Below are 14444 nucleotides of genomic sequence, written 5' to 3' on the forward strand. Positions count from 1 at the left end.
GCGGCGCTCGGGCGGGCGGGCGGCGTCACGAAGCGGCCAGTGAAGTTTCGGGATGGGATACACGCACGCGGATGGGTTGCAAGTCATCCCGAAGCGTGAAACCCATCCCGAAACCGTACGGCGCGGGGGCGGCGGGCGCGGCGCGGGGGCGGGGGCGGCGCGGCGTCACGAAGCGGCCAGTGCAGTTTCGGGATGACATACACGCACGCGGATGGGTTGCAACTCATCCCGAAGCGCGAAAGCCATCCTGAAAGCGGCGGGGGCGGGCGCGGGGGCTCGAGGGCGGGCGCGAGGGCGGGCGCGAGGGCGGGCCGGCGCGGTCAGCTCGCGGCGAGGGGGCGCTCGCTGCGGTCGGCGGCGACGAGCGCCGTCGCGAGCACGTGGATGCCGACCGCGATGTCGTCGGCCTCGGTGAACTCCTCGGGCACGTGGCTGCGCCCGCCGACCGATGGCACGAAGATCATGCCCATGGGTCCGAGGTGCGCGAGGTGCGCCGCGTCGTGGCCCGCGCCGGACGGCACGGCCTCCCACGTGTAGCCGAGCGCGTCCGTGGCGTCGCCGAGGAGGCGCTGCACGTCGGGGTCGGCCGCGACCGGGTCCTGGTCGTTGAGCCACTCGATGGCGGTCTCGACGCCGCGGAGCGCGGCGGCCGCAGCGATGTCCTCGGCGACGCGACGCTTCGCGCCGTGCAGCCACGACGCATCCACGCTGCGCATCTCCGCCCAGATGCGCGCCTCGTCTGGAACGATGTTGAAGGAGCCAGGCGACGACTCGATACGGCCCGTCGTCGACACGCCGTGGATGGGGGCCCCGCACGCTTCTCGCTCGATCGTGAGGATCGCCTCGGCGGCCGCGATGAGCGCGTCGTGCCTGCCCTGCATGGGCATGGTGCCCGCGTGGTCTGCTCGGCCCGAGAACGCGGCCGTGAGGCGTTCGATGCCCGCGATCGCCGTCACGACGCCGATCTGCTTGCCGCTGCGTTCGAGCTGCGGCCCCTGCTCGATGTGCAGCTCGAGGTAGGCGTGCAGGGACCCGGGCGCCCAGGCCTGGCCGAGGGCGCCGCTCGTGTCGAGGCCGAACCCCGTCATGGCGTCGCCGAGCCGAAGCGCCGTGTCGCCGTTCGTGCGCTCGAGGTGCTCGGGGAGGAGCAGCCCCGCGATGGAGCGCGAGCCGATGCAGGAGACGCCGAACGAGTTCGCCTCCTCGCCGAGGAAGTCGACGACGTATAGGTCACGTGCGAGCGTGATGCCCTCCTCGCGCAGGCGCCGCGCGACCTCGATGCCGCCGAGCACGCCCACGATGCCGTCGTAGCGTCCGCCCGCGTGCACGGTGTCGGTGTGCGAACCGGTCATGAGGGGCTTCAGCGACGAGTTCGCGCCGCGCAGCACCCCTACGACGTTGCCCGCCGGGTCGATGTGCGCGTCGAGACCGGATGCGCGCATCCGGTCGCGCACCCATTCGCGCCCCGCACGGTACGCGTCGGAGAACACCCGGCGGGAGAACCCAGGCTCTGCGCTCTCGATGAGGCCGGCGAGCTCGGTCAGGTCGGCGAGCACCCGCTGCTGGTCTGGCCGCAGACGCGACGGGTCGACGGCGCCGAGCAGCGCATCCGCGGTGTCAGCCGACATAGCCGGCCGTTCCGCCGACGAGTCCCGAGTCGCGGTACTTCAGGAAGTCGATGCCCATGATCTGCTCGATCTCGGCGAGCCCGGACTCGTCGATCGCCGACGACGACACCGGCAGCGCGGAGGCCGGTACCGACACGAGCACAACCTCCTGCCCCTCGGCGGCATCCTTCACCGCGACCGCCTCTCCGAGCTTCGGGTCGAGGAGGATGATCGTGTCCGGGTAGGTTGCGATGCGCTCCCCGCCCGACTCGATGGCCATGTACTCGTTGAGGTACGGCACCGTGAAGTCGCCGATGCGGAAGGTGCCGTGGTCCCAGCCTCCGTGCGTGTCGGTCGGCACCTCGAGGCCGAGCGGCCCGCGCGAGACGACCGTGCCGCCGAGGCGTTCGACGACTGCCTGCACGAACGCCTCCTGCTTCCCGGCGCCGCGCTTCCGGAGCGCCGCCGCCATATCCCTGCCGAGGTCGAGGGCGAGCGAGATCGACCCGTGCGCGGCGTGCTCGCGCACGTAGCTCAGCTCGACCGGGTTGCGGGCGGCGGCGATGAAGCCGCCCGTGCGCACCGAGATGTCGCGCAGCACGTCGTCGCATGTGTTGATCGTGCCCCGGTTCACGGAGAGGAAGTGGCCGTGGAGGGCGCGGTTGCCGCCCGACACGACCTGCGTCGCCACGTAGCCTTCCCGCTCGGCGAGGCCGAGCGAGCCGAGCTTGCCCGTCGGGTGCGCGCGCACGTCTCCGGCCGCATCCAGCACCTTGACGCCGAGCACGGACGACTGGATCCAGCCGTTCAGCGTCGTCGAGTAGCCGTTCTGCGCGGTCATGACGGCCGAGATGGGCACCTCAGTCGCCCTGATGAGCTCCTGCAGGGCGTGCACATAGTCGACGGGGCGGATCTCCCAGTTCTTCGCGGCTGGCGCGCCGATCGCGGTGACCGTCGCCACCCAGCTGTCCTCCGGGAGCTCGTCGATGCCCGCGAGCACCGGCCTGTTGAGCTCGGTCGCCATGCGGCCCATGAGCTCGCCGTGGTGCTTCCACCCGCCGCCGCCGCACGCGAGCACACCGCCTCCGAGCACTCCGTGGACGGCGTCTTCCTGGGTCAGTTCACGCACGGGCGTTCCCTTCGGGGTCGGTGGGGGTGGATGCCGCCGGCGCTGCGGCCTCTTCTGCGGCCGGCCCGGCGGACGCGGGGGCACCGCGCGCGGCGAGCCCGAGGGCGGCGATGGGGGCGTCGCCCGTCTCGCCGTTCCGCGCGATGGCGGACGCGGCCTCCTCGTAGCCGGCGGCGGCGTGGCGGATGACGCCGAGCCCCGTGTCGAGGTCGAGAGCCAGGCGGAGTCGTTCGAGGGTCTCCGGCTTGCCGTCGGCGACGATGGAGACGCCGGCGGACTGCATCCACCCGGTGTAGCCGCCGCCACCCGAGTGGATCGCGACGAGGTCGGCCCCGGCGGTGGAGAGCAGCATGGCGTCGAGGAGCGGCCAGTCGGTGACGCCGTCGGAGCCGTCTCGCATGCCCTCGGTGCCGATGCGCGGATGGGTCATGCCGGCGGAGTCGAGGTGGTCGCGGCTGAAGAGCACGGGAGCCGTGAGTCGGCCGTCGGCGACGAGCTCGTTCGCGGCCTGCGCGAGGCGCGAGCGTTCGCCGTGCCCGAGCCAGCAGGACCGCGCGGGGAGGCCCTGCTGCGGCACGTGGACGCCCGCGAGCGCGAGCCACTCGGCGACCTCGGGCCGGTCCGGGAAGAGCGAGGAAGCGAGCGCATCCATGGTCAGCTGGTCTTCGACGTCGCCGGACAGGCACGCCCAGCGGAAGGGACCGATGCCGCGCGCGAAGAGCGGCCGGAGGTAGGCCTCCATGAAGCCGGGGATGCGGTTGACCCGCTCGGTCTCGCTCTCGCCGAGGTGCTCCAACGCCTTCACGCGCAGGTTGTTGCCGTTCTCGAAGGCGATGGATCCGCGTTCCTGCAGCGTGAGCATGGCCTCGACCTGCTTGGCCATGGAGGCGCGTGCGAGGGCCTCGACGCGTTCCGGCTCGGACTCACGGGCGGCGATCCACTCGTCGAGCGTGTACTCGAGGGGCACGTAGCCGTAGCGCGCGTCGTGCGCGGCGGTCTGGTCGGTGACGATGTCCGGGACGACGCCGCGCGCGGCGAGCTCCGCGAAGACGGCCGCCGCGTTGGCGCGGAGCGCGACGGCGGCGGGGATGCCCTCGGCGCGTGCCGCCTCGAGCAGCGCCAGCGCGTCGTCGAGCGAGGGTGCGAGGACGTCGACCCCGCCCACCGCGAGCGCCCGGTCGATCTTCACCTGGTCGATCTCCACGGTCAGGGACGACAGGCCGAGGATGCGCGCCGAGATGGGCTGGGCTGAGCCCATGCCGCCGAGCCCGGCCGTGAGCATCCACCGGCCCTCTGCCCGCGCGTCGTAGTGCTGGACCAGCACCTCGCGGAGGAGCTCGTACGTGCCCTGCAGCACGCCCTGCCTGCCGATGTACTGCCAGGCGGCGGCCGTCAGTCCGCCCCAGATGGTCTGCCCGGCCCGGTACCGCTCGTAGAAGCGGTCGCTGGTCGCCCAGTTGCCGACGGTGTTGTTGACGGCGGAGAGCACCATGGGCGAGTCGCGCTTCGTCGACATGATGCCGACCGCGGCGCCCGTCTGCAGGATCAGCGTCTCGGCCTCGTCGAGCTCGAGCAGCGAGTTCACGATGCGGCAGGCCTCGTCCCAGTTGCGGGCGGCCTTGCCGAGCGACGCGTAGACGATGAGCTCCGCCGCGTTCTCGCCCACCTCGAGCACGTTCTCGAACATGCGAAGCAGGCCCTCGGCCCGCCAGTTCCTCGCGCGCAGCTTCGTGCCGCGCTGCGCGGTGATCGGCTGCGTCCCACGCGCGAGGATGGGGCTCGCGAGCGGCCCGGACACGGGCGGCGCGGACTCCTCGAAGGCGGGGGACGGGGCTGCGGGGTTCGCGGCGATTTCAGGCACTCTGGTCGCTCCAGACTTCGAGGTCGACGTTGGACGGCAGTTTCGCGGCGAGCTCTGCAGCTCCCTGCTTGAGGAGCGCGACGCGCTCATCCAGTACCCCAGTCTGCCGCTCGTCACCGACAAGAGACAGGGAGCACAGCACTCGGCCGCCTGCGAAGACGGGCACGCCGATGCCGACCATGCCAGGGGTGATCTGCCCGTAGGAGACGGCGTGCCCCTCGGCGCGCACCTGCCGCAGGTACGGCTCGATCATCTCCGGGCTCATCGTCGCGGTCGTGTACGCGCGGAGGCCGCCGGAGAGCAGCTCGCGCACGACCTTCTTCGGCGCGTACGCGAGCAGGGGCAGTGCCGTCGCCCCCGCGTAGAGGCTGCGCACCTTCCCGCGTCCGAAGGGGATGCGGTGCTGCGGATGCGCGTACGACACCTCCAGGCACACGGCCGTGATGTGCACGCGCACGGCGAGGATCGCCGTCATGCCGGTGAGCTCCCTGAGGCGACGCAGCACGGGCGCCGCGTAGCGCACGAGGTGCGGGGAGGCGTCGTCGTTTTCCGCGAGGCGGCTCGACGGCATGAGGTAGCCGTCGATCTCGATCGCGAAGCCCGCGTCTCGAAGCACGGTCACGTAGCGGTACACGGTCGACAGCGGCATGCCGAGCTCGCTGCTGATCTCCGAGATCTTGAGCCGCCCTCGGCCCTGGATGAGCTGCAGGATCTCGAGGCCACGGTGCAGCGACTTGTACGCGGCTCCCCCGGTCCCCCCAGCCCCACCGGAGGCAGCCGCTCCCCCGGATATGGGCCGTCCGTTCGGGTCCGCCTTCGGTCGCAGATCGCTCATGGTCAGACCAGCACCTCTCCCCGGCCCGCGCGCGCCAGGAGTCCAGCGGTGTCGGAGTAGACGAGCTCGCCGCGGGAGAAGGTGTGCGTCACACTGCCGCCGGGCGACATGCCCTCGTATGGCGTCCAGCCCGCGTTCGAGAGCATCCGGTCGAGTTCGATGGATATGTCCCCCGGCGTGAATACGACGATGTCGGCGTCCTTGCCGACTTCGAGCGACCCCTTCCGAGCGTCGAGACCGTAGCGGCGCGCTGGGCTGATCGTGAGCGCATCTACCGCCTGCGCCAGCAGCGTGCCGGACGGATCACGACGCAGCGCGCCGCCCAGCGTCGCGGCGACGAGCGTCTGCACGCCCGGCGCGCCCGAGCTGTTGTCGAGCATGACGTCGTGCTCCTTCAGCTCCGTCGACCACGGGGCGTGGTCCGAGCTGACCACGCTCACCAGCCCCTTGCCGAGGCGATCCCACAGCCCGTCGCGCGCCTCCGCGTCACGCAGCGGCGGGTTGATCTTCAGGCGCCCCCGCTGCGTCTCGAGGTCGTCCTGGGTGAAGGTCAGGTAGTGCGGGCAGGTCTCGAGCGTGACGTCGGCGCCCTGCGTCCGGTACCAGTCGACCAGGTCGACGCTGCGGGGAAGCGACAGGTGGCAGACGTGCAGCCTGGCCCCAGTGTCGGCGGCGACCTCGAGTGCCGTCAGCACACCCAGCGTCTCCGAGACGGGCGGGCGAGAGCGTGAGTGCGACTGCGGGTCGGTGCTGCCCGCCGCTCGCTCCTCGCGGAGGAGCGCCTGGATGATCTCGTTGTTCTCGGCGTGCGTGCACAGCGTGCGTCCCGCGTCCCGAACCGCGGCCATGACGCTCAGCAGCTCGCGGTCGTCGATGCGAGGAAAGCGCGTCTCGTGCGTGTGGAACAGTGACACCTTGAAGCCGGCAGCCCCAGCCTCGGCGAGTTCGCCGGCCGCGCGCCAGCCGCCGCCGGGCGCGAGCGTGCCGAGCAGCGCCACGTCGATGTGCGCCTCATCGTTCGTGAGGTCCTGCTTCGCGCGGAGCCTGTCGAGGCTGTTGATGGGGCCGGTGCCGTCATACGGCATCTCGACGATCGTCGTCACGCCACCGGCCGCAGCGGCCCTCGTCGCCGCTGCGATGCCCTCGCCGCCGTGCGAGAGTGAATGCACGTGCGCATCCACCACTCCGGGCAGCACGTAGGCGTCGCCGACGTCGACGATGCGGGCGCCAGCGGGTGCCGGGGTGCGGGAGCGGCCCGTGTGCACCGCGACGATGCGCGGCCCCGCCGCCCACACCTCGCCTTGCCCCCAGACGCCGCGCGGGTCTCGGATCTTCCCACGCACGATGAGGGTCGCGACGAGGTCGTCCTGCGCCTGCGCTGCTGGATCCATGCACACAGAATAAGAACGTCTCGGCGGTTCCGGCTACTGCGTTCTCAGATCACGGGATGAGTTGCGGGAGCCGGAGCGGGTGCCGGAGCGGGCCGGTCAGCGCTGGTCAGGGTCGGCGTCAGGTCGGCGTTGGGTCGGCGTCAGGTCGGCGTTGAGACGAAGGGGACCTGTGGGTCGGGCGCACTCCGGCTACGCAGACCTCGGCCTTGCGCAGGCGTGCGCACCGCCGCGCCTGCACATGCCCGAAGTCTGCGCGGGGTACGGCCCCGACGCTCGCAGACCTGGGGTATCTGCCGGTCGTCACCTCCGTGAATCCGCCAAGGACCGACGTCTTGCCGTGTGGCACGCAGGACGCGGCACGCACGAAGCGTGCAGCTCAGCGGATGCGGTGGTGGTCGAAGACGATGCTCGTCCGAGTGGAGGCGACGGCAGGGTGCGTCGACAGGTTCGCCACCACGAACTCCCGCGCGTCGTTCGAATCGCGGACGGCGACGTGCACGATGAAGTCCTCCGAGCCGCCGAGGAAGAAGATCTGCACGACCTCGGGCAGCGCACGCATCTCCTCCGCGAAGTGCGCGAGCTCCTGGCGCTGTCCCGAGCGGATGTTGACGCTGATGAGGGCCTGCAGCGCGAGGCCCAGCTGCGGCAGGCCCACATCCGCCGTGAACCTCGTGATGATGCCGCGATCGACGAGCGAGCGCACGCGCGCGATGCACGTCGACTGGGCGATACCGACCGCGGCCGCGAGCTGCGTGTTCGACTGCCGCGAGTTGGCCTGCAGCAGCTCGACGAGACGGCGGTCGACATCGTCGAGCAGCCCGGCGTCGACGGCCCGTAGTTCCTTCGGCATCTCACCCACGCGTGTACCTCCTCAGCGAAGTTTTGCCCCGATTCTCCCTCACATGCCGATGTTTCTTCGGCATTCAACGTATTCGAAACACGTTCTGCGCATGATTGCCGGAGAGAAGCACCGAACGAGCACGAACACAAAGGGGTAATCATGCGCATCGGGGTCCCGACGGAGATCAAGAACAACGAGAACCGCGTGGCTATCACGCCCGCCGGGGTCCACGAGCTGGAGCGCCACGGCCACCAGGTCTTCATCGAGGCGGGGGCCGGCCTCGGCTCGGCAATCCCCGACACCTCCTACGAGGCGGCGGGTGCGCGCATCCTCGCGACCGCAGACGAGGTCTGGTCGACGGCCGAGCTGCTGCTCAAGGTGAAGGAGCCCATCGCCGCCGAGTACCGCCACATGCGCCCCGAGCTGGTGCTCTTCACCTACCTGCACCTCGCGGCCGACCGCGCGCAGACGGAAGCGCTCGCGAACGCCGGCACGACCGCCATCGCGTACGAGACGGTGCAGCTCCCGAACCGCTCCCTGCCGCTGCTCACGCCCATGAGCGAGGTCGCCGGCCGCCTCGCCACCCAGGTCGGCGCCTACCACCTCATGAAGGCTGCTGGCGGACGCGGCCTGCTGCTCGGCGGCGTGCCCGGCACCCCGAAGGCGAAGGTCGTCGTCATCGGCGGCGGTGTCGCCGGGGAGCACGCCGCCGCGAACGCCGTCGGCATGGGCGCGGACGTCACCATCATCGACCTGAACATCCCGCGCCTCCGTGAGCTCGAGGTGCAGTTCCAGGGCAAGATCCAGACGCGGGCATCGTCGGCGTACGAGATCGCGGCGCAGCTCGCCGAGGCCGACCTGGTCGTCGGCTCCGTCCTCATCCCGGGCGCCGCCGCCCCGAAGCTCGTCACCGACGAGATGGTGGCGGGCATGAAGAAGGGCTCCGTGCTCGTCGACATCGCGATCGACCAGGGCGGATGCTTCGAGGGTTCCCACCCGACGACGCACGACGACCCGACGTTCGCCGTGCACAACTCGATCTACTACTGCGTCGCCAACATGCCGGGTGCCGTGCCGGAGACCTCGACGCGCGCCCTCACGAACGTGACGCTCCCGTACGTGACCGCCATCGCCGACAAGGGCTGGAAGCGGGCCATGCAGGAGGACCATGCCCTCGCGCTCGGCCTCAACGTGCACGGCGGGCACGTCACCAACCGAGGTGTCGCCACGGCGCTCGGCCTCGCCTACCGCCCGGTCGACGAGGTCCTCGCCGCCGAGTAGCTCGGTCCCTGGCGCCGCGCCCGCCCGCCCGGGGGCTACGCGCTCGCCGTGGCCGCGCTCGTGGATGCGGCGGTCGCGCCCGAGGAGGCGCCGGCGCGAGAACCGGCACCGGCTTCAGCCCCGGCACCCTTCGACCCGCGCTTCGTGCGGCCAGGGACGACGAGTCGCCCGAGCAGCGCGAGCAGGCCGTCGACGACCAGCGCGAGCCCCGTGACGAGGACAGCGCCGACCAGCACGCGCCCGTAGTCCGTGACGGCGAGGCCGTCGAAGATGTAGCGTCCGAGGCCGCCGAGGTTCACGTAGGCGGCGATGGTCGCCGTGGCGATGACCTGCAGCACCGCGCTGCGGAGCCCCGCGACGATGAGCGGCATCGCGTTCGGCAGCTCGACCTGCCACACGATCTGCCACTCGGTCATGCCCATGGCGCGCGCCGCATCCACCGTCGCGCGGCTCACGTTCGCGACACCCGAGTAGACGCCGGCGAGGAGCGGGGGCACGGCGAGCACGACCAGCGCGATCACCGGCGGGAACAGTCCGAGGCCCATGAGCAGCACGAGCAGCGTCATGAGACCGAGGCTGGGGAGCGCTCGCAGCACGTTGGCGGTGGCGACGATGAACGTCGTGCCCTTGCCCGTGTGGCCGATGACGAGACCGAGCGGGAACGCGATGACGGCGGCCAGCGCGACCGCCAGCAGCGAGTACCAGAGGTGCTCGCCGACCCTGGCCGGGATGCTCGAGGAGCCCGCCCAGTTGGCCGGGTCGAGGAAGTAGGACAGCATCTCGTTGAACATCAGATGTCCCCCTTCGCGATGACGGTGTCGAGCATGGCGGTCTCGGTGCGCTCGTTCGGCGTGCGCCTCGACGCCCGCTTCGCCTTCACCCGGTCGCTGCGCAGCCATGGGGTGGTCGCGACGCCGATGATCGCGATGACGCGGTCGAAGATGAACGCGAGCACGAGGATCGTGATGATGCCCGCGAAGATCTGGTCAGGGTAGTCGCGTTGGAACCCGGCGGTGAAGAGCTGGCCGAGGCCGCCGACGCCGATGACGGCGCCCACGGAGACGAGCGAGACGTTGGTGACCGCGACGACCCTGAGCCCCGCGACCAGCACGGGGATGGCGAGGGGCAGCTCGACCGCGATGACGCGCTTGATGGGCGAGTAGCCGATGGCACTCGACGCGTCCTTCACGTCGTCCGGAACCGCGTCGAGGGACTCCAGCACGGTGCGGATGAGCAGCGCCGTCGAGTACAGCGTGAGCGCGATGATCACGTTGAGCGGGCTGATGATGGGCGTGCCCACGATCGACGGGATCACGACGAAGAGCGCGAGCGAGGGGATCGTGAAGACGATGCTCGCGACGATGATCGCGATGCCTCGTCCGCGCGGTCGCCCGACGAGGAGCATCCCGAGCGGGAGGGCGATGACGAGGCCGAGCACCGTCGGCACCACCGACAGCACGGTGTGCTGGATGATGATCGGCCAGACCGTCTCCCAGTTCGCGATGAGCCAGTTCATGATCGCTCGCCGCTCGCGTCCGCGACGCGGGCGAAGACGGCCTCGCCGCGCACCACTCCGGTGGCCACGCCGGCCTGGTCGACGACGATCGCGAGGCCGGCTGGGGAGGCGAGCACCGCATCCAGAGAGCGCCGCAGGTTGTCGTCGAGCGTCACGACCGCGCCGACCGGGACGCGCAGCGAGCTCGCACGGTGCAGCCACGCGTCTGGGCGGCCGTCCTCGTCGACCGCGAGCGACCACTCGGCCGTGTGCCCATCGAGGCCGATGATGCCGGCCACGGCGTCGGCGAGGGGCTCCGCGGTGAGCGAGGCGTCCCGGAACGTGAGGGCGCGGTAGCCGCGGTCCTTCGAGATCATGCTCGACACGAACGTGTTGGCGGGCCTCGTCATGACCTCCTCGGCTGCCGCGTACTGGTGGAGCACGCCACCCGGCCCGAAGACGGCGATCTTGTCGCCGAGGATGAGGGCCTCGTCGATGTCGTGCGTGACGAACACGATCGTCTTCTTCAGCTCGCGCTGCAGCCGGATCATCTCCTGCTGCAGCTCGTCGCGCACGACCGGGTCGACGGCGCTGAACGGCTCGTCCATGAGCAGGATGGGCGGATCCGCCGCGAGGGCACGGGCCACGCCGACGCGCTGCTGCTGGCCGCCGGAGAGGTCGGCCGGGTAGCGGTGGACCAGCTCGGGGCGGAGGCGGACGCGCTCGATGGCATCCATGGCCTTCGCTCTGGCCTCCTTCGCGGGGACCCCCTTCAGGCGCAGCACCGTCGCGACGTTGTCGAGCACGGTGCGGTGCGGGAAGAGGCCGGCGTTCTGGATCACGTACCCGATGCCGAGGCGCAGCTGGGTGGAGGGGACGTCCGCGACGTCCTTGCCCGCCACCGTGATGCGGCCGCTGGACGCGTCGATCATCTTGTTGATCATGCGCATCGACGTGGTCTTGCCGCATCCGCTCGGACCGACGAAGGCCGTGAACGAGCCCTCCTCGATGTTGAGGCTGAGGTCGTTCACCGCCGTGGTGCCATCCGGATACGTCTTGGTGACGTTCTCGAAGGTGATCATGCTGCTCCTTGGCTGGTGACGGGTGGTCGTTGGGCGAGCGTGGAGCTCACGCGTCCTGCACGTGCTCGCTCAGCTCGGCGATGTCGGCGCGCACGCGGTCGATTCGCTGAGAGGTCATGATCGCCGGGTCGTTGAGGGCGAGGGTCTCGCGGATGCGCTTCGAGAGCTGCACCACAAGCGGAGCGCGGTCCTTCATGCTCGGGGCTGGCGCGGCGACGCCCACGCCGACGGCGAGGAGCCCCTCGATCGCGAGGAGCCGCTCGGCCGCCTCGAGGCTGTCCTCGAGGAGCCGCACGGCCAGGTAGCCCTGCGCGTTGTGGTCTTCCACGCCGTCGCCGACGACCCCGCCGAGGTGCGAAACCGGCGCCGCGAGCTGCTGCAGGCGCGCCATGAGCGACGACGCCGTGTTGGCGAGGATGACGGGCACGAACGGATGGTCGGCGTCGTCGATCGACAGCACCTGCTCGACGAGCGACCGCTCGGACCGGAGGCGCCTGATCATGAGCGAGCAGCGCCGCTCGCTCATGATGCCGAAGTGCGCGAGCAGCAGGCGCACGGAGTCGGCCGTGATGGCCATCTGGATGGTCGAGAAGTTGCCGTTCGAGATGATGACGTCGTTGTCGATGTCGATGTACGGGTTCTCGCTGCGCGCGTTCAGCTCGACCGTGACCGACTCGCGCAGCACATCCGCCTGCTCGATGAGGGTGCCGTGCACCTGCGGCACGGTGCGCATGGAGAGCGGGTCCTGCAGGGAGCCCGCCGTGGCCGGTCCGTAGGCGCGGCTCGAGCCGAGCAGGGAGCGGAAGCGCGCGGCCGCCCTGATCTGGCCGGGGTGGGGCCTGGCCGCGACGACCTTCTCCTGGAAGCCCTTGACGCTGCCGTTCAGGGCGTCGAAGGTGTGGGCGACGACGAGGTCAGCGGATGCGGTGAACCGGTCGAGCCGCACGGAGGTGAGGGCCGCGATGCCGACGGAGGCGGCGTTCGCCCCGACGAGCGCGAGCCCGTCCTTCGCGGCGAGCTCGAGCGGCACGAGGCCGGCCGTCGCCAGCGCCTCGCGGGCGGGGACGGTCTGCGTGCCGGTCTCGTCGAGCACGCGCCCGCGGCCGACGAGCACGTTGCCGACGGCGGCGAGCATCGACAGGTCGGCGGCGCCGACGGACCCCTCGGAGGGGATGGCCGGGGTGACGCCGCATTCGAGCAGGCAACGCAGGCCCTCGAACAGCGCCGTCGTGGCGCCGGAGTTGCCCTGCGCCATGACGGCGAGGCGCGCGAGCATCACGGCTCGCGCTTCGATGGGGGTGAGGTTCTTGCCGACCGCCGCGTCGTGGGAGGCGAGCACGAACAGCTGGAACGCGTGCTGCAGCTCCTCCGGGATCTCCTGGTCGCGCAGCGGCCCGAGGCCGCGGTTGACGCCGTACGCGGGCTCGCCGCGGGCCATGACGCTCTCGATGACGCCCCGCGCCTCCGCGAGCCGGACCCTGACGTGCGGGTCGATGTCGAGGTGGCCGACCGTGACGGCGAGCCGCTCCAGGATCCGCGGCGTCATCCGGTCGCGGCCGATGACGAAGCTCGTCAGCGGCAACGCCCCCTCTGCGCTGGTGCCAGCGAGCGCGTTGACTCCGGCCGAGGAGGCGTCCGTGACCGACCGCTTGCCCTGCGCTGCCCGCTTGCTGGGGCGCATCGTGGGTCGCACGTGCGGCCGTTCGGCGTCTGCGTGCTGCTGCATCCGGAACTCGCTTCTCGTAGATCTTGGAGCTGGAGGTGAGGAAAGCGGGGAGAGTCGGTCGGGAAGTGAGTGGTTCAAGGTGGTGCTGCCGAGAGGGTGGATGCGGCCGGACTCGCCCGCATCCACCCTCGCAGCGTCACCGCGTGATGGGGAAGCGGAGCCTAGGCGCCGAGCAGGCCCTTCTCGGTGAGCCAGTCGGTCGCGGCCTTGGTGGGCTCGACCTTCTCGTCACCGGAGACACGCGTGTTGAGGGCGATGAGCTCGTCGGTCGTCAGCTGCGCCGAGATGGCGTCGATGACCTCAGCGACCTCGGGGGTGAGCTTGTCGGTGTTGCCGACAGGGATGACCTGCTGGGCCGGGAAGTTGTTCTTCGGGTCCTCGAGCACGACCAGGTCGTTCTCGACGATCGCGGGCGACGTCGTGAAGATGTTCGCGACCTGCACCTGTCCGCTGACCAGCGCGTCGACCGTTGCCGGTCCGCCACCATCGGCGATGGGAGTGAACGCTGCGGGCTCGACGCCGTAGTTCGCCTTCAGGCCAGGCAGACCCTGCGGGCGCTCCTGGAACTCGGCCGGGGCACCGTAGGTGATCTCGGCGTTATGGGCGGCGAGGTCGGCGATGGTCGTCAGGTTCCACTTCTCAGCGGTCTCCTTCGTGACGACAACCGCGTCCTTGTCCTCGGCGTCGGCCGGGGTGAGGCCCGTGAGCCCCTCCGTCTCGAGCGCCGCGGTGAGGTTCGTGTTGATGGTCTCCGCGTCCGTCGTCTCTGCCTCGGGGTCGAGGAAGATGAGGAGGTTGCCCGTGTAGTCGGGGATGAGGTCGATCGATCCGTCCGACAGCGCGGGGATGTAGGCCTCGCGCGAGCCGATGTTGAACTGCGTCTCGACGGTGAAGCCGGCGTCCTTCAGCGCTTCCGCGTAGAGGTTTCCGATGATCTCGGACTCTGGGAAGTTCGCCGAGGAGACGACGATCGTGTCGCCGGATGCGGCACCACCGTCGGTGCCGCCAGCGTCGGGAGCGGTCGGGTTGGAGCAGGCCGAGAGGAGGCCGATCGCTGCGAGTGCAGCGATGCCTCCGGTAATCAGACGCTTCTTCTGCATTGGGGGTCCCCTATCTTCGGCGGTAGCCAGAACATCAGTGAGTTCGGCCATCTTAGGAATGTGCCCCATGAATTCGGAGCGCGCTTCCCGGATAGC

At 70.6% G+C, this 14444-nt stretch carries 12 protein-coding genes; 1 reads left to right on the plus strand and 11 read right to left on the minus strand.

What is annotated here, in order from left to right:
* Positions 1-320: 320 nt before the first annotated feature.
* From ITJ61_RS09695 to ITJ61_RS09720, 6 genes are all read right to left on the minus strand, one after another.
* On the minus strand, positions 321-1628 hold the full coding sequence (locus tag ITJ61_RS09695) for a M20 family metallo-hydrolase (protein ID WP_194686057.1): 1308 nt from the start codon (positions 1626-1628) through the stop codon (positions 321-323).
* A complete protein-coding gene (locus tag ITJ61_RS09700; RefSeq protein WP_104298120.1) occupies positions 1618-2736 on the minus strand; it encodes a DUF917 family protein in 1119 nt (372 codons plus the stop codon). The genes ITJ61_RS09695 and ITJ61_RS09700 overlap by 11 nt, the downstream gene beginning before the upstream one ends.
* Positions 2729-4597, minus strand: coding sequence for a urocanate hydratase (locus ITJ61_RS09705; RefSeq protein ID WP_323744335.1), 1869 nt, complete (start codon positions 4595-4597; stop codon positions 2729-2731). The genes ITJ61_RS09700 and ITJ61_RS09705 overlap by 8 nt, the downstream gene beginning before the upstream one ends.
* The gene (locus ITJ61_RS09710; protein WP_104240169.1) at positions 4590-5432 is read right to left on the minus strand and encodes an IclR family transcriptional regulator; all 843 of its coding nucleotides are present in this window, start codon (positions 5430-5432) and stop codon (positions 4590-4592) included. Before ITJ61_RS09710 ends, ITJ61_RS09705 begins: the two co-directional genes overlap by 8 nt.
* A gap of 2 nt (positions 5433-5434) precedes the next feature.
* Positions 5435-6823 carry a dihydroorotase gene (locus ITJ61_RS09715; protein ID WP_194686059.1) on the minus strand — a complete coding sequence of 463 codons (1389 nt, stop codon included), beginning with the start codon at positions 6821-6823 and terminating at the stop codon, positions 5435-5437.
* 376 nt (positions 6824-7199) lie between these two features.
* Positions 7200-7673 carry an Lrp/AsnC family transcriptional regulator gene (locus ITJ61_RS09720; protein WP_104240243.1) on the minus strand — a complete coding sequence of 158 codons (474 nt, stop codon included), beginning with the start codon at positions 7671-7673 and terminating at the stop codon, positions 7200-7202.
* 150 nt (positions 7674-7823) lie between these two features.
* Between ITJ61_RS09720 and ald the strand changes: the two genes are divergently transcribed.
* The gene (ald, locus tag ITJ61_RS09725) at positions 7824-8945 is read left to right on the plus strand and encodes an alanine dehydrogenase (RefSeq protein WP_104298116.1); all 1122 of its coding nucleotides are present in this window, start codon (positions 7824-7826) and stop codon (positions 8943-8945) included.
* 35 nt (positions 8946-8980) lie between these two features.
* On the opposite strand, the gene ITJ61_RS09730 is transcribed toward ald, so the two are convergent.
* From ITJ61_RS09730 to ITJ61_RS09750, 5 genes are all read right to left on the minus strand, one after another.
* Complete coding sequence (locus ITJ61_RS09730; RefSeq protein WP_104305821.1) at positions 8981-9736, minus strand: ABC transporter permease; 756 nt, start codon at positions 9734-9736, stop codon at positions 8981-8983.
* Entirely contained in the window at positions 9736-10461 is a 726-nt protein-coding gene (locus tag ITJ61_RS09735) for an ABC transporter permease (RefSeq protein ID WP_194686060.1), read from the minus strand. Before ITJ61_RS09735 ends, ITJ61_RS09730 begins: the two co-directional genes overlap by 1 nt.
* Positions 10458-11522: an ABC transporter ATP-binding protein gene (locus ITJ61_RS09740; RefSeq protein WP_104305819.1), complete on the minus strand. Its 1065-nt coding sequence runs from the start codon at positions 11520-11522 to the stop codon at positions 10458-10460. The genes ITJ61_RS09735 and ITJ61_RS09740 overlap by 4 nt, the downstream gene beginning before the upstream one ends.
* A 46-nt stretch (positions 11523-11568) precedes the next feature.
* Positions 11569-13248, minus strand: a complete 1680-nt coding sequence (locus ITJ61_RS09745) for an aromatic amino acid ammonia-lyase (protein WP_104240163.1) — start codon at positions 13246-13248, stop codon at positions 11569-11571.
* Between the two features lie 161 nt (positions 13249-13409).
* A complete protein-coding gene (locus ITJ61_RS09750) occupies positions 13410-14348 on the minus strand; it encodes an ABC transporter substrate-binding protein (RefSeq protein WP_194686061.1) in 939 nt (312 codons plus the stop codon).
* Positions 14349-14444 lie beyond the last annotated feature (96 nt).

The sequence above is a fragment of the Pseudoclavibacter sp. VKM Ac-2888 genome (assembly GCF_015351285.1).
GTDB lineage: Bacteria > Actinomycetota > Actinomycetes > Actinomycetales > Microbacteriaceae > Pseudoclavibacter.

Bases quoted from the DNA above. Each gene is read 5' to 3' on its own strand.
- ITJ61_RS09740 (WP_104305819.1), bottom strand. From the start codon at position 11,522: ATGATCACCTTCGAGAACGTCACCAAGACGTATCCGGATGGCACCACG.
- ITJ61_RS09710 (WP_104240169.1), bottom strand. From the start codon at position 5,432: ATGAGCGATCTGCGACCGAAGGCGGACCCGAACGGACGGCCCATATCC.
- ITJ61_RS09730 (WP_104305821.1), bottom strand. From the start codon at position 9,736: ATGTTCAACGAGATGCTGTCCTACTTCCTCGACCCGGCCAACTGGGCG.
- ITJ61_RS09745 (WP_104240163.1), bottom strand. From the start codon at position 13,248: ATGCAGCAGCACGCAGACGCCGAACGGCCGCACGTGCGACCCACGATG.
- ITJ61_RS09720 (WP_104240243.1), bottom strand. From the start codon at position 7,673: ATGCCGAAGGAACTACGGGCCGTCGACGCCGGGCTGCTCGACGATGTC.
- ITJ61_RS09735 (WP_194686060.1), bottom strand. From the start codon at position 10,461: ATGAACTGGCTCATCGCGAACTGGGAGACGGTCTGGCCGATCATCATC.
- ITJ61_RS09695 (WP_194686057.1), bottom strand. From the start codon at position 1,628: ATGTCGGCTGACACCGCGGATGCGCTGCTCGGCGCCGTCGACCCGTCG.
- ITJ61_RS09750 (WP_194686061.1), bottom strand. From the start codon at position 14,348: ATGCAGAAGAAGCGTCTGATTACCGGAGGCATCGCTGCACTCGCAGCG.
- ITJ61_RS09715 (WP_194686059.1), bottom strand. From the start codon at position 6,823: ATGGATCCAGCAGCGCAGGCGCAGGACGACCTCGTCGCGACCCTCATC.
- ald (WP_104298116.1), top strand. From the start codon at position 7,824: ATGCGCATCGGGGTCCCGACGGAGATCAAGAACAACGAGAACCGCGTG.